The organism is Actinomadura sp. KC345 (assembly GCF_004348515.1).
Lineage (GTDB): Bacteria > Actinomycetota > Actinomycetes > Streptosporangiales > Streptosporangiaceae > Spirillospora.
The window spans coordinates 1-13,883 of record NZ_SMKH01000217.1; the positions used below are offsets into that span (position 1 = coordinate 1).

Annotated in this window: 10 protein-coding genes; 8 read left to right on the forward strand and 2 right to left on the reverse strand. The window is 72.3% G+C overall.

The genetic code is table 11. The features are described from left to right. The first annotated feature begins 1,515 nt into the window (after positions 1 to 1,515). The 3 genes from E1281_RS40570 (at position 1,516) to E1281_RS28425 (ending at position 4,399) form a co-directional block, all read left to right on the forward strand. Positions 1,516 to 2,910: an SseB family protein gene (locus E1281_RS40570; RefSeq protein ID WP_165959148.1), complete on the forward strand. Its 1,395-nt coding sequence runs from the start codon at positions 1,516 to 1,518 to the stop codon at positions 2,908 to 2,910. Further along, positions 2,907 to 3,275 (forward strand): hypothetical protein, encoded by a 369-nt coding sequence (locus E1281_RS28420; protein ID WP_131882786.1) that lies wholly within the window; start codon positions 2,907 to 2,909, stop codon positions 3,273 to 3,275. The genes E1281_RS40570 and E1281_RS28420 overlap by 4 nt, the downstream gene beginning before the upstream one ends. 110 nt (positions 3,276 to 3,385) lie before the next feature. Further along, entirely contained in the window at positions 3,386 to 4,399 is a 1,014-nt protein-coding gene (locus tag E1281_RS28425; protein ID WP_131882787.1) for a hypothetical protein, read from the forward strand. 94 nt (positions 4,400 to 4,493) lie between these two features. Here the strand turns inward: E1281_RS28425 and E1281_RS28430 are convergent, their stop codons facing one another. Next, on the reverse strand, positions 4,494 to 5,162 hold the full coding sequence (locus E1281_RS28430) for a hypothetical protein (RefSeq protein WP_131882788.1): 669 nt from the start codon (positions 5,160 to 5,162) through the stop codon (positions 4,494 to 4,496). A gap of 78 nt (positions 5,163 to 5,240) precedes the next feature. On the opposite strand from E1281_RS28430, the gene E1281_RS42185 reads away from it, so the two are divergent. After that, a complete protein-coding gene (locus tag E1281_RS42185) occupies positions 5,241 to 5,843 on the forward strand; it encodes a TetR/AcrR family transcriptional regulator (protein WP_131882789.1) in 603 nt (200 codons plus the stop codon). Between the two features lie 74 nt (positions 5,844 to 5,917). Then, a complete protein-coding gene (locus E1281_RS28440; RefSeq protein WP_243717502.1) occupies positions 5,918 to 7,150 on the forward strand; it encodes an MFS transporter in 1,233 nt (410 codons plus the stop codon). A 163-nt stretch (positions 7,151 to 7,313) separates the two neighbouring features. On the opposite strand, the gene E1281_RS28445 is transcribed toward E1281_RS28440, so the two are convergent. Then, complete coding sequence (locus tag E1281_RS28445) at positions 7,314 to 8,231, reverse strand: RNA methyltransferase (protein WP_131882790.1); 918 nt, start codon at positions 8,229 to 8,231, stop codon at positions 7,314 to 7,316. Between the two features lie 204 nt (positions 8,232 to 8,435). Between E1281_RS28445 and E1281_RS28450 the strand changes: the two genes are divergently transcribed. From E1281_RS28450 to E1281_RS28460, 3 genes are all read left to right on the forward strand, one after another. Further along, positions 8,436 to 10,703: a substrate-binding and VWA domain-containing protein gene (locus E1281_RS28450; RefSeq protein ID WP_131882791.1), complete on the forward strand. Its 2,268-nt coding sequence runs from the start codon at positions 8,436 to 8,438 to the stop codon at positions 10,701 to 10,703. A 379-nt stretch (positions 10,704 to 11,082) separates the two neighbouring features. Then, complete coding sequence (locus E1281_RS28455) at positions 11,083 to 12,573, forward strand: sigma-70 family RNA polymerase sigma factor (protein ID WP_279433659.1); 1,491 nt, start codon at positions 11,083 to 11,085, stop codon at positions 12,571 to 12,573. A gap of 212 nt (positions 12,574 to 12,785) precedes the next feature. Next, positions 12,786 to 13,883: sigma-70 family RNA polymerase sigma factor (locus E1281_RS28460; RefSeq protein WP_131882793.1), on the forward strand; the 1,098-nt coding region annotated here is incomplete at its 3' end.

Sequence of the window (13,883 nt, forward strand, 5' to 3'; positions counted from 1 at the left end):
CAGACCACCCCGACCGGCCTCCCGCCCGGACCGGCGACGGAGGCCGGACCTGGGCCCGCGACACCCGGCACCCCCGACGGACCCGCGACACCAGGCGAACACCCGGGCATCCCCGCCATCCCCGGACAGCCCGCCCAACACGGCACGGGCCCGCAAGGACTTCCGGCCGACCTGCCGCCAGAGACGGTGCCGGAGAGCGGGCCTGCACCCGCGGCACCCGGCGCCCCCGAGGGACCCGCTGGACCCGGCGAGCACACGGGCGGCCCCATCTCCACTTCGCCTGCCCGTTCCGAAGGGCCCGCGACGCCAGGCGAACACCCGGGCACCCCCGCTGCCCCCGGCCACCCCGCACAGCACGGCACAGGACCGCAAGGACTCCCAGCCGACCTACCGCCTGAAGCGGCGGCGCACAGCACGCCTGCACCCGCGGGACCCGGCACTCCGGAGGGACCCGCAGGACCCGGCGAGCACACGGGCGGCCCCGTCTCCACTTCGCCTGCCCGTTCCGAAGGGCCCGCGACGCCAGGTGAGCACATGGGCATCCCCGCTGCCCCCGGCCAGCCCGCACAGCACGGCACAGGACCGCAAGGACTCCCGGGCGACCTACCGCCTGAGGCGGCGGCGCAGAGCGCGCCTGGCTTCACGACGCCAGGCGTCCCTGACAGGCCCACGGCACTAGGCGAGCACGCGGACGCTTCCAGCGCGCCCGGCGAGACCGGACAACCCGGCGTCGGCCCGCAAGGACTCCCGGGCGATCTGCCACGTGGACGTCCCGCCGAATATGGAGCCGGACCCGCGACACCCGGCGAGTACACAGGCGCCCACTCCGTCCCCGGCCCGGGGGCATACCCTGGCGCGGGCCCGGCGGGTTCCCCCGCCGATCCGCCGCCCGCCGCAGCCACGGAGGGCGGGCCCGGTACTCCGGCGCCCGGCACCCCGGAGGGACCCGCAGCAGCGGGCGAGCATGCGAGCGGCCCCGGCCAGGCGGCGCAGCACGGCACGGGCCCGCAGGGCTTCCCGGGCGATCCTCGGCGAGTACCGCCCGCGGACGGCGGGTCTGGCCCGGCGACGCCCACCATCGCTGAAGGGCCCGCGACATCGGACGAGCGCCCGGGCGGCACCGGCGAGACCGCACAGCCGGGCACGGGGCCGCATGGCTTCGCGGGCGACCTGCCGCGCAGGCGCCCCGCCGAGGGCGGGCCCGCGCTGCCCGGCGTCCCGGGAGAAGCGCCGGGCATGGCCCCGCCCGGGTCGCCTCCGCCACCGGCGCCGCAGAGCGACGGTGGACCTGCCGGTGGGCCCGCGGCCTTCGCCGAACACATCGGGCCGTCCAGCAACGAAGGTCCGGGCGGGCACAGCGCGCCTGGCGTGCCCGGGGGCCTCTGGGGCGGCCCCGGCGCCCCTGCCACCGGAGATCCGGCGACCCCACCGGGCGGAACCGCAGGCGACGGGGGCGGCACGTCTCCCGAGCCGCAGCAGGCGGCGCCCGCGGTGCCCGGCACCGGTGGTCCCGGCATGCCCGCCGTTCCGGGCATGCCCGGAGAACACGCGGGCGGCCCCGGTGCGCCGACAGGCTCCCCGGCTCGGACGGCCGACGACGGCCCCGTTGCGCCTCCCGGGAATCTGCCCGCGGCACCCGGCGCGGCCGAGCCGGGCCCACGCTCGGGCGGCCACCCGGGGGCCACCGAGCCCGGCCCGCAGGGCGACGGGGCCGCGTCCGGGATGCCGGGAGCGCACACCGGCACGGGAGCCGGTGGCGGGCCCGCCGCCTACGAACCGAGTGCCCATCCCGTCGGCGAGGCACCGCAGGGCGCCGGTCCCGGCGTTCCGAGTGCCCGTCCGGGCGCGGCCGGTGATCCCCAAGGGGAGCAGGGACGGACGCTGCGGGCCGTGGGCGAGCCCGAGGCGGCGTTCGAGCCGGGGAACCGGATCGACCAGGAACTTTACGAGGCCGCCCAGAGCGGAGACTCGGACGCCTTCCTCCGGGTGCTGCTGAACGCGAACGTGCTGGTGCCGATCCCCGCTGACGCGCCGCTTGAGATGACGCCCGTCCAGCGGGAGTTCCGGTGGGACGCGGCGCTGCGGAGCGAGGCGGCCGTGCAGGTGTTCACCTCGCTGGTCCGGTTGCGCGAGGTGCTGCCGGAGTCCCGCTTCGTGTACGCCGACTTCCGCGAGCTGATCGGTGTGTGGCCCCGCGAGGACTGGACGATGCTCCTCAACCCCGGGGCCCGGATCGGGGCGTCCCTGGGCGGCGACCAGGTGCTGGCACTGAGCGAGTGGGCGTTGCGCGTCGGGCTCGTCCAGGCGCGGCCGGAGGTTCCGCTGCCGCCGCCGCGGCCGGAGCCGACCCCGCGGATGCCGCCCGAAGACCTCGACGACCGCATCCTGTCGCCGTCCATCATGCAGAAGGTCGTGCCGCACGTGCACGTCGCCTGGTACCTGGAGCAGGGGTACGACCGGGTCGGCGGATTCGTCCACTCGACGGGCGACGTGGCGGAGCTGCAGACGCCGATCCAGCTGTACGAGGCACTGGGGCTCCTGTACGAGGGCACCTCGTTCTCGCCCGGCGACGAGGGCGTGTACGTCATCCGGTGGCCCGCCTACGTTCCCGACCTGTACCGGATTCCGTTCGGCGGGCGGAACGAGGAGGACCTGGCCGCCTGGGGCGAGGCCGGCTGGGTGATCGAGCGGCCGCCGTTCCTGGGGAGCGGCTTCGCGCCGGGCAGCGCCGGATCCATCCGCGAGTACAAGGTGGACAGCGTCCGCCTCCCGTTCGGCGCGGAGATGTACTACCTGGGCAGGGACCGGTCCGAGCGGTTCATCGCCATGTACGACCCCGACCGGCTCGCCTGGCTGCGGCCGGACGCGAACGCCGATTCGTGGAACGGGCGGACGGAGGCCTCGCAGTGATCCGGGACGGGTACGTCGCGCGGTGGCTCGGCCGCGACTTCGAGGCCGCGCCGGGCGCCGACGGTGAGATCAGGCTGTACGCGCCGGGGCCGACCGACGGGTTCGAGGAACTGCGTCCCGGACGCTACCGCCGCATCGTCCCCGCGTCGGAGGTCGAGGATCTGCGCTACGTCCGCACGATGTGCCGCTGGCGCGGCGAGCGGTTCGTCATCGTCGGCGAGCATGAAACCTGGCTGCGGGTCGAGTACACGGGAGGACGGGCCCCGGTCGCCGAGAGACTCGGCCTCGACCGCATCGACCAGGGTATCTGGCAGACATGGGCTCCCCGGGCCGAGGTGGAGGACGTCCGGGAGGAGTTGATCTGATGGCGCGCGGGCTTGATTTGCCCCGCGGATCCGTGTTCGCATGATTCCCGGGGCGATCCCCGGGTAGCGATACGGGCGCTCAACGGCGACGCGACGGAGGTGCTGCGGCAGTGATCGGCCGATCAGCGGTGAAACCGATCTTCGTCGGCCTCGGCACGGCCGCCATCCTGGCCGCCGGCGGCGCGTCGGCCCTCGCCGACGAGACACCGTCCCCCTCCCCCACGGACACCGGCACGACCGCCCCTCCCGCCGACGAACTCAAAGTGAGTGTCGAGCCGCAGGACGCCACGGTGGATTCCGGGCAATCCCTGGAGATCACGACGACCATCGAGGCCGTCGGCGGCGATGCAACGGAAGTCAAGGTCACGAACATCACGGCGGCCCTCAAGGGGACGACGTTCGCCGGTGCTTGCGGAGAACCCTTCGTGGGAGAGGGGTGCTCCGTAGGGGACCTCGCCGATGGGACGCCGAAATCCGTCAACTCGACGGTGAAGGTGCCGAAGAAGGGGGCCGACGAGACCACCAGGTTCACGGTCACCGCCACCGTCAAGGCCGCGGACGTCGAAGCCGCCACCGGCACCACGACGATCAAGTACGTCGTCCCGTCACCGTCGCCGACGAAGACGGCGACCAATACACCCGACGATCCGCCGTCGTCCTCGAAACCGCCGCGGGACAAGCCTTCACCCACCGGTTCGTCCGGTGAGGGCGGCGGCTCCGGCGGGGGTAGTGGCGGCTCGGATGGCGGCGGGTCCGGTGGGGACGGCTCGGCCATCTCGGACGGTGGGGCTGTGGCGCCGGAGCCGAACTCGTCGTTCGATGCGCAGAAGCCGGAGGTGGCGCTGCCGCCGATCCAGGCGCCGAGCCCGTCCGTCGCGCCGAACCAGACCGGTGGGTCGACGCCGCAGAGCCGGCTGCAGGGCAACGAGGCCCCCGTCGCGCAGGACCTCACGTTCGAGCGGATGGCCAGCACGCAGATCGCGTGGCTCGCGGCGCTGCTGGTGGCGTTCTCGCTGCTGCTGACCCAGGTACGGCTGGGGCGTCGGCGCCTGCGCACGGCCGGGGCCGTGAAGCACGCGAAGGGCACGCACCGCCGTCCCCGCAGGGGCATGTTCGGCAAGTGAAGGGCCATGGCAAAAGGAATCCCCTGAGCCGCGTGGCCCAGGGGATCCTGGTCAGACCGGCCGGTTCGTCACCGGCCGGCCGACCCGGCGCGTACTAGCACGCCGAGTCCTTGTACTCGTCGAATTGCTGGCAGGAGTCGTAGATCTCCGTGGAGACCACGACGGTCCAGAGGTCGTCGGCGTCGTACGGCGAACCTGCGGGCAGGTTCTCCAGGTCGCGGAGGTCCGTCAGCTCCAGCAGGTACGTCAGGCTGGGCTTGTCGGCGTCGAGCGGCGCCAGGACGAGGGTGTACGAACCCTCCTCCTCGTACTTCGTGACCACCAGACCCGCCTGCTCCGTGGCGGACGGCTCCGGGGCGGTCTCGGTGGGCGAGGCCTCCGGCGAGGCCGTCGCGTCCGGCGACACCGTCTCGTCCGGCGTGACCGTGACGACGACGGTCGGCTCGGGCGACGGCCCATCGGCTTCGGAGGTTCCGGTGCATCCCACCGCCACGAACGCGACGGCGGCCAGGGCCGCGGTGACGAACAGGTTTCGAACACCCTTGTCGAGGTTCATTTTGTTTGTTACTGGCGGCCAGCCCGGCATGATGCCGAGCAGGTGTACGCGCGCCAGTCTCCTTTCGGAGAGGACCGTCCGGCCGCGGGCCGCGTCGTCCACACCGACGACCGCGAGGGAGGCGGGTACGGCCGGGGCCGGTCGGCGTACGAGGGTGTGGCGGGCGATGGCCGCGGTCGCGCGCGGCCTGCTGAAATGAGCGGACATGCGCCGGGGTGATCCTCCTGCGAGTCCACGGCCCGCTTTTTGGATTTTGGAGTTCAAAACTCTGCTATGGTGATCGCCATGGCCAGACCTCGCACGTTCGACGAGACCGCCGTGCTGGACGCGGCGGCACGCGAGTTCCGCGTGCACGGCTACGCGGACACGTCGACCGAGCAGCTCTGCGCGGCGGCCGGTGTGCGTCGCAGCAGCCTGTACAACGCGTTCACCTCGAAGGACGAGCTGTTCGTCCGCGCCTTGGAGCACTACGTCGAGACGACCGGGCGGCGCCAGGCGGCGATCCTCGCCGATGACGCGGTGTCGGGCGCGGCGCGGCTGCATGCGCTCATCGACGTCGTCATCGACGAGGAGGTACAGGCCTCGAAGCGTGGACACGCCGCCGGATGCATGGTCGTGCAGAGCCTCCTGAGTCCGGACCTGCGCGAGCGCGACCCGCGAGTGGCGCGCATTCTCGACCGCGACCTGCGCGAGAGAACCTCCCTGCTGGCGGAAGCCATCCGGGCGGGGCGGCTCGACGGGTCCGTCAACGAGGACACGGACCCCGACGACGGTGCGATGCTCGTCAACACCGTCATCTCCGGCATGCGCGTCACCGCCCAGACGGGCGTGACCCCGGAAGCCCTCCGCAGGATCACCCTCGCCGCTCTGGGCTCGATTCTGAATTGATCACGGCGCCCCCCAGGCGCGGCACTCTCCCATGCCCTCATTTTGGATTCTTGAGTACAGAAAAGGTGATCGACGTGACCACGACATCGGCGACCGGCGCCGAGACGGCCGTCCCGCCCGCGGTCTATATCCTGGCCGCCGGCGTCTTCGCGATGGTGACCAGCGAGTTCACGGTCGCGGGCCTCATGCCGCAGCTCGCGGAGGGGCTCGGCACCGGGATCGAGCAGATCGGCTACCTCGTGACGATCTTCGCCGCGGCGATGGCCGTCGGCGGACCGCTCCTCACCGTCGCGCTCCAGCGCGTCCCCCCGAGGACCGCGCTGATGAGCGTCTTCGTCCTCTTCCTGGTCGGCAACGTCATCGCGGCACTCGCCACCGGCTACCCGATGATGGTCCTGGCGCGGATCATCAGCGGGGCGGCCTCGCAGGCGTTCTTCGGCATCGCGGTGTCGATGGGCGTCCGCCTGGTCGACGAACGGGTGCGCGGTCGCGCGGTCGCGGTCGTCATGAACGGACTGATGCTCGGCACCCTGCTCGGCCTGCCTCTGGCGACCTTCGTCGGCGGCCGGTTCGGCTGGCAGGCCGCCTTCTGGGTGATCTCCCTGATCACCGTGGCGGCCGCCGCGCTGACCCTCGCGCTCGTGCGCGAACCCGCGGCGCCCGCCGACGCCCGGGCCTCAGGGGGAACGGGCTCGGAACTCTCGGTGCTGCGGCGTCCGCAGTTCCTGCTCGCGCTCGCCTCCAGCACCCTGATCATCGGCGCGACGTTCTCCGCATTCAGCTTCTTCACCCCGATCCTCACCGAGGTCACCGAATTCTCCGACGGCATCGTGCCCGTGCTCCTGCTCGTCTACGGCGGTGCGACCCTGATCGGGAACGTCGTCGTCGGGCGGCTGGCCGACGCGCACACCATCTCCACCCTGCTGGTCGGCACCGGACTGAACGCGATCGTCCTGACCGGCTTCGCGCTCTTCGCCGACGTGCCGCCGCTGGCGCTCGCGTTCATGCTCGGCATCGGCCTGGTCGGGATCACGATGAACCCGGCCATGGCGGTGCGCGTCCAGCGCGCCGGAAGCACCGCCCCGCTGGTGAACACGATCCACGGCTCGTTCATCACCCTCGGAGTCATGATCGGCTCGGCCGTCGGCTCCGCGCTCATTCCGCGGTACGGCCTGCGCGCTCCGATCGTGCTCGGCATCGCCCTCGCCGTTCTCGCGATCCTGACGATCCTCCCCGCCCTCACCCATGCGCACCTGCGCAACGGGAGCCGCCGGCGCACCGAAGAGCCCGCCTCGGTACCGGCCTGAACCGGCGGCCTGACGAGCCGAGCGGATCTCACGGCCACCGAGGTCCCGTGAATCTCCGCTCGGTTCGTCGGGAAAGCGACGAAGCCATCTGAGACCGGCTCGGGGAGCCGCCCGGTCGGGACCCTGTCGCCGAGGCGCGGAGGCCCCTCCGCGGACGGGTCTCTCAGTCCCGCTCCGGCCTGTGGACTCGGCTCGCGTAGAAGACCACGGCCGACGAGGCCGCGACGTTGAGCGAGTCGACCCCGTGCATCATCGGGATCGTCACTCGCCGGTCGAGCATCCGATCGGCCTTCGGCGTGATGCCGTGGCCCTCCGTGCCGAACACCAGCGCGAGCCTCTCGTGGTCCTCGGTGACCAGCCGGTCCAGAGTGATCGCGCCCCTCCCGAGTGTGAGACCTGCGACGACGTAGCCCGCCGCCTTCATCTCGTCGATGCCCTGCGGCCAGTCGTCGATCCTCGTCCAGGGCACCTGGAAGACCGCCCCCATGCTGACCTTGATCGATCGGCGGTAGAGCGGATCGGCACAGCTCGGCGTCACCAGCACGGCGTCGACGCCCAGCGCCGCGGCGGACCGGAAGCACGCCCCGACGTTCGCGTGGTCGACCAGGTTCTCCAAGATCGCGATCCGGGAACGCCGTACCGTGCTCACCTGCGAAGACTCACCGCGCGTCGTGGTACCGCTCGCGGTCGCGTGATCCACGGGACCCTCCGGGACGAGGGCGTGGCGGGCTGCAGGCAGGACGGCCTTGACGTCGGGGAGCGGGAGGCGTTCCAGGGACGCCAGGGCACCGCGGTGGACCTGGAACCCGGTGATCGATTCCATCGTGGCGTCGTCGGCGATGTAGGCGGGGGCGTCGAGGCCGTCCAGGACGTCGGCGAGCGGCGCGGCCCAGCGGCGGGCCATCAGCAGGGAGCGGACGGGGTGGCCGGCGCCGACCGCGCGGCGGATCACCTTTTCGCCCTCCGCGACGAACAGGCCGTGCTCGGCTTCAAGGCTTTTCCTGAGATTCACGTCTCGCAGGCGCACGAAGTCCGCGAGACGCGGGTCGGCGGGGTCGGTGACGGGAACCAGGCTGGCCATCCCCCAAGTCTGCCCTGCTGCGCTCGCGGGCGGTTCCGTGGTGCCTCGTGCACGGATCGTGAAGAAGGGAGGCAATGCCAGCATCGTTGGGACATACGCTCATGACCTGCGTCATTATCAGTTTTGAGTTCTTTGTAACCTCTGGGACGTACTACTACAGTGCCGTGGAACATCGGCGGGTTTCTGGTGAATCGAGGGCAGGTCATGAGCGGACGTCATCGCAATGACATCCCCGAGGGGATGGACGAGGGCGGGTACGACCCGTCCCGTCCCGTCTTCGGTCCGGCCAACGACGGCTCCTCCGACTGGTTCGGCGGGCGGGAGAGCCCCGGACAGCCGCTCGCCCAGCCGCAGGCCGGCCCGCAGGGGGCGCCGCCCGGCGCGGCCGGTCCCGGTGCATCGGGCGAGACACCGGAGTGGTTCACGCCGCGGCGGTCGTCCGAGCAGCCCGTCTACGGCTCCAGCGGCTCCGGAGGCTCCAGCGGCTCCAGCGGCTCCGGCGGGTACGGCCCGTCCGGGAGCGGCGGCTACCGTGACGGCCGTTCCGGCGGGTACCCCGCCGGGGAACCGGGCGGCGCGGGCCGTCCCGGGAGTTCCTCGTCACCGCTGGCCGGTACCGGATACAGCGAGTACGACTCCATCCGCAGCTCGGACGGCGGTCCGGCCGGGGCCTTCGGCGGCGGACCGGGCGATCCCGGCGGTTCCGGCGGGTACGGCGGTGAGTCCGGAGGTTACGAGTACGGCCGCCGCAAGCGCAAGCGCAACGCGGCCGTGCTGATCGGGCCGATGGCCGGGGCGGCGGGCCTGGCGCTGCTGCTCGGCGTCGGCGTCTACGCGTTCGCCGCGAGCGGCGGCTGCGGCGACGACGCGATGACGCTGTCGGTGGCGGCGGCGCCCGACATCGCGCCGGTCGTGGAGAAGGCCGCCGAGCGCTTCAACGACGCCGGCCAGGAGAGCGGCGGCAAGTGCGCCCAGGCCAGGGTGAAGAAGGTCGAGCCCGGGACGGTGTCGACGCTGCTGTCCGGGCAGGGCGTCGCGAACCCGGCCAACGAGCGCCCGGACGTGTGGATCCCCGACTCGTCGCTGTGGATCTCGCTCGCCCAGGCCAGCGCGGACGGCAAGGCCGGCGTCAGCGCCACCAAGACGTCGCTCGCGACGAGCCCGATCGTGGTCGGCCTGCCGCAGCCGCTGGCCGTCCAGCTCAAGCAGCAGGGCGTCACCGCCAGCCCGTCCTGGGACAACCTGCTCAAGGCCGCCGGCGGCGTCGCCGGCGGAGCCGTGACCAAGAACCAGATGATCCCGCCCGGCAAGGTGCGCCTGGTCGTGCCCGACCCGATGCGGAACGCGGCGGGCATGGGCTCGCTGATGGTCACCAGCACGCTGCTGGCGAACGACCCCAACCGGGACTCGATCTTCACCGGCATCGTCCGGACCGTCCGGGAGAGCACCGTCCCCACGGTCCAGGCGGAGTTCGAGACGTTCAACAAGAAGACCGGCGGCAAGCAGCCGATCTCCCTGTCGTCCGAGCAGGCGCTGTGGAAGCACAACCGGAGCAAGCCCAACGTGCCGGCGGTCGCGCTCTACCCGCTTGAGGGCACGCTGTCGATGGACTACCCGTTCACCGTCACCTCCAAGGACTCCGCGAAGCAGAAGGCCGCCGGGCTCCTGGAGAAGGCGATGGCCACCGAGGCCACCCGCACCGACGTCCACGAGGCGGGGTTCCGCACGCCGGACGGCAAGGCGCCCAAGGGATTCGACGAGAAGGCCGGCGTCAGCCCGGCGCGCCCGCGGCAGCTGCCCCAGCCGAAGAGCGAGGACGTCGCGAAGGTCATGCAGGCGTGGTCGAAGCTGTCGCTCGGCCTGCGGATGCTCACCCTGATCGACGTGTCCGGCTCGATGCTGGAGAAGGTCGGGCCGAACACCAACCGGCTGCAGGCCATCGCGCAGATCTCGCAGGGCGGGCTCAGCATGATGTCGAACGACACCGAGATGGGCCAGTGGCTCTTCTCGACGAACATGAACGGGGACCTCCCGTACAAGAAGACGGTGGAGATCGGCGCGCTCGGCGAGCGGGTCGGGTCGACCACGCGGCGCGGCCTCATCCTGTCGACGCTCAACAAGATGGAGCCGAAGCCGAACGGCGACACCGGGCTGTACCGGACCATGCTCGCCGCGTACGAGATGATGAACGAGACCTACAAGCCGGAGTTCGGCAACTCGATCCTGCTGCTGACGGACGGCAAGAACGACGACGACGGTGGCCCGTCGCTGAAGGACACCCTGGACCGGCTCAAGAGCATGCAGGACCCGAACAAGCCGATCCAGGTCAACATGATCGGGTTCGGCGACGGCGTGGACGTCAACGAGCTGGAGCAGATCGCCCAGGCGACCAACGGCAACGTCCAGGTCGCGCAGACGCCGGAGGAGATCCAGAAGATCTTCCTCAAGATGCTGTCCCGCCGCATCCAGTGACGGGTGTCCCGGAAGCGGGTTCCCGGTGACCAGCAATCCGTGATCATGCGGATGCGTCAGGTAGTTCTTGATTTTTCCTGGCGATCGGTGTCAACCGGGCACCGCAGGCGGCCGTCCAACCATGTGGAGGCCCGACGGGGAGCGGGGCCGTCGGGCCTCCGACCTACTTTCCCTCCCTGGCCCGTGACAGGGGAAGTGCGTCATGTTCAGCCCGGACGGCTGACCGGGGCGAGGCCCCCGGAGCACGCCGGATGAAATGGCACACCGGCCGCCGGCCGTGAGACCGGAACCGGGAGAGTGCATCCGCTCCCAGTGAATCTTCCAGCCCGTCCCCGACGACGCGGACGAGGATTCCGATCAGAGCCCGCGGGAGGACTTCGTGTCCGGTTGGCCCAGTCTCGATCGCGCCGATGACGAGCGCTTGGCCCGGTCGCTGGCCGCAGGCGATCCGAGCGCCCTCATCCAGGTCATGGATCGCTATGCGGCCCGCCTGTACGACTACTGCCACGCGATGCTGCGCGACCAGGAGCAGGCGGCCGGCGCCCTGCACGACGCGCTCATCGCCGCCTACGCGCACGTGTCCGTCGTGCGCGAGCCCGAGCGCTTCCGCGGCTGGCTGTACGCGCTCGTCCGCAACGAGTGCACGCGGCGGCTGCGCGATCCGGACCGTCCCGCCGAGCGCCATGAGGCCCCCGAGGTCGAGGACGCCTTCCTGGACGACGCGGAGCTGGCCCAGCGGCTGGAGGCCCGCCAGCTCGTCCACGGCGCCCTGGCGGGGCTGCGGGGCCGCGAGCGCGAGGCCCTGGACCTCATGCTGCGGCACGGCCTGGACGCCGTGGAGGTCGGCGGCGTCCTCGGCATGAACGCGCAGGAGGCCACCGACCTGACCGGCGACGCCCGCGCCCGCCTGGACGACGCGCTCGCCGCCGCCTCCATCGCCCGGAACGGCGGCGACTGCCCCGGCGTGGCGGCGATCGTCGACGAGGGCGGATGGCCGCTGCCGCCGCCCGGCGTCCGCAAGCTCGTCCACCACATCGAGACCTGCCAGGTCTGCGCCGCCCGGCGCGACCGGACGGTGTCCGCGGCGCGGCTCCTGCAGGTCATGCCCATCGCGATGATGCCGACCGACCTGCGCGGCCTGGTCATGGCCACCGCGACCGATCCGGCGCTCGCCCCCGACCTGGCCGACATCGCGTATCGGGCCGAGCCGTTCGACGCCTGGGGCTGGCCCGTGACCGTCGAACGGGCGGCCGCGGCCTCGCGCAAACGGGGAGCCCCGCGCGCGCTCTGGCCGGTGCTCGCCGCCGTGGCCGCGGTGATGCTGATCGTGGCGGGCGCCTTCTACATCCTGCCGGACTCGTCCGGCGGGCGGACGGACGCCCAGGGCTCCCCAGGGCCGTCCACGTCCGCGCCGGACTCGTCCCTGCCGACTGAGACCGAAAGCCCGTCGGAGTCGCCGACGCCCACGCAGAGCGAGACTCCGACGGCCACGCCCAGCCCCACCACGACGACGCCGACGCCGACGCGGACGCGCCGGTCGCCGTCCCGCTCGTCCAGGCCGAGGCCGACCCTCTCCCAGCGGACCGGGACGCTCTCGGTGGGCGGCTGCACGATCATCGGCACCGGCCCGGGCGACTGCACCTTTCTGGTGAGCGCCAGAGGCGGGACGGTCAGGTGGTCCGTGACGGGCACGTCCGGGGGCCTCAGCGCCGGCGGCGGCGGGACGCTCGCCAGTGGGCAGTCGGCCACGGTCCGCGTCAGCGGAACCTGCCAGCCGCCGGGCGGTTCCGGCACGGTCAGCTTCTCCACCGGCGACCGGGCCACGGTCACCCTGTCGTGCCCGGCCGGCACCCCGGACGACGGCGGCTAGCCGCAAACGTGGCATTGATCACATTTGCGAAGTAACAGCTGATCAACGGGGCGGACGGCCACGGCGTGTACCGAATCAGTCACGGAAATCCGAGCAAATAGGAGAATTCTCGGCGACTTGGTGGCAAGATCAGGCAATCCGAGCGGACCGGCCTGCGCCGGCGCTCACCGGGGGCAGGATCGACGACACCGATTTCGACTGGGAGGGTTCCCGTGGCCGGTGAGCCAGGGCCCGGGCAGAACGACGACCTCAGGTTGGCCAACGCGCTGCGAGCCGGGGACGTCATCGCGCTGACCGAGGTCTACGACACCTACGCGCCGTTCCTCTACGACTACTGCCACGGGCTGCTCCGCGACCGTGTGGAGGCCGCGGGGGCGCTGCGCAACGTCGTCGTCGCCGCCCGCGAGCACATCGACCGCCTCGCCGAGCCGGAACGGCTGCGCGGCTGGCTGTACGCGATCGCCCGCAAGGAGTGCATGCGGCGCCGCGACAGCCCCAACCGGCACACCGGGCAGGAGGCGCCGGAGGCCGACGACGACCTGACCGAGGAGCAGCTCGCCCGGCGCGAGGAGCGCCGGCTGCTCGCGCACAGCGCGATCGCCGCGCTCAACGGCCGCCAGCGCGAGGCGATCGACCTGGCGGTGCGGCACGAGCTGGACGAGGTCGACCTGTCCGGCATCTTCGGGATGCCGCTGGAGGAGACGCTCGCGCTCACGGAGAAGGCCCGCGAGGACCTCGCCGCCGCGCTGCACGCCGCCCTGATCGCGCAGAACCACTGGGAGGACTGCCCCAGCATCTCGGCGCTGACCGAGTCGTGGCCGCTGCCCCCGCAAACGGCGGCGTCGGTCGTCCGGCACGTGGCGAGCTGCCCGGTGTGCGGGGAGCGGGAGACGCCGCCGCTGCCGCCCGACCGGCTGCTGTCGGTCCTGCCGATCGCGGCGATCCCCGCCGAGCTGCGGCTGGACGTCCTGACCGCCGCGACCGCCGAGGACCGCGCCGGGAACCGCCGCGCCATCGCCGCCTGGACCGAGCCGTTCGACGAGTACGGCTGGCCGCTCCCCTACGAGCCGACGCCCACGCGCGTCCGCGAGCGGCCGCCCCGGCGGCGCGCTCCCGTCGTCGCCGCCATCGCCGTGGCCGTGGGGGTCGTGGTGCTGTCGGCGGGGGCGATGGCGGCGCTGGGCGGCGGTGACGGCGGCGCGAACGCGTCGGCGAAGGGCCCGGCGGCGACCGGTGAGAGCGGTGCGCCGGTCGGCTCGGGTCAGCCCGAGCCGAAGCCGACCTCCCCGTTCCCCACGGCCACGTCGCCC

Bases quoted from the DNA above. Each gene is read 5' to 3' on its own strand.
- E1281_RS40570 (WP_165959148.1), top strand. From the start codon at position 1,516: ATGCCCGCCGTTCCGGGCATGCCCGGAGAACACGCGGGCGGCCCCGGT.
- E1281_RS28430 (WP_131882788.1), bottom strand. From the start codon at position 5,162: ATGTCCGCTCATTTCAGCAGGCCGCGCGCGACCGCGGCCATCGCCCGC.
- E1281_RS42185 (WP_131882789.1), top strand. From the start codon at position 5,241: ATGGCCAGACCTCGCACGTTCGACGAGACCGCCGTGCTGGACGCGGCG.
- E1281_RS28445 (WP_131882790.1), bottom strand. From the start codon at position 8,231: ATGGCCAGCCTGGTTCCCGTCACCGACCCCGCCGACCCGCGTCTCGCG.
- E1281_RS28450 (WP_131882791.1), top strand. From the start codon at position 8,436: ATGAGCGGACGTCATCGCAATGACATCCCCGAGGGGATGGACGAGGGC.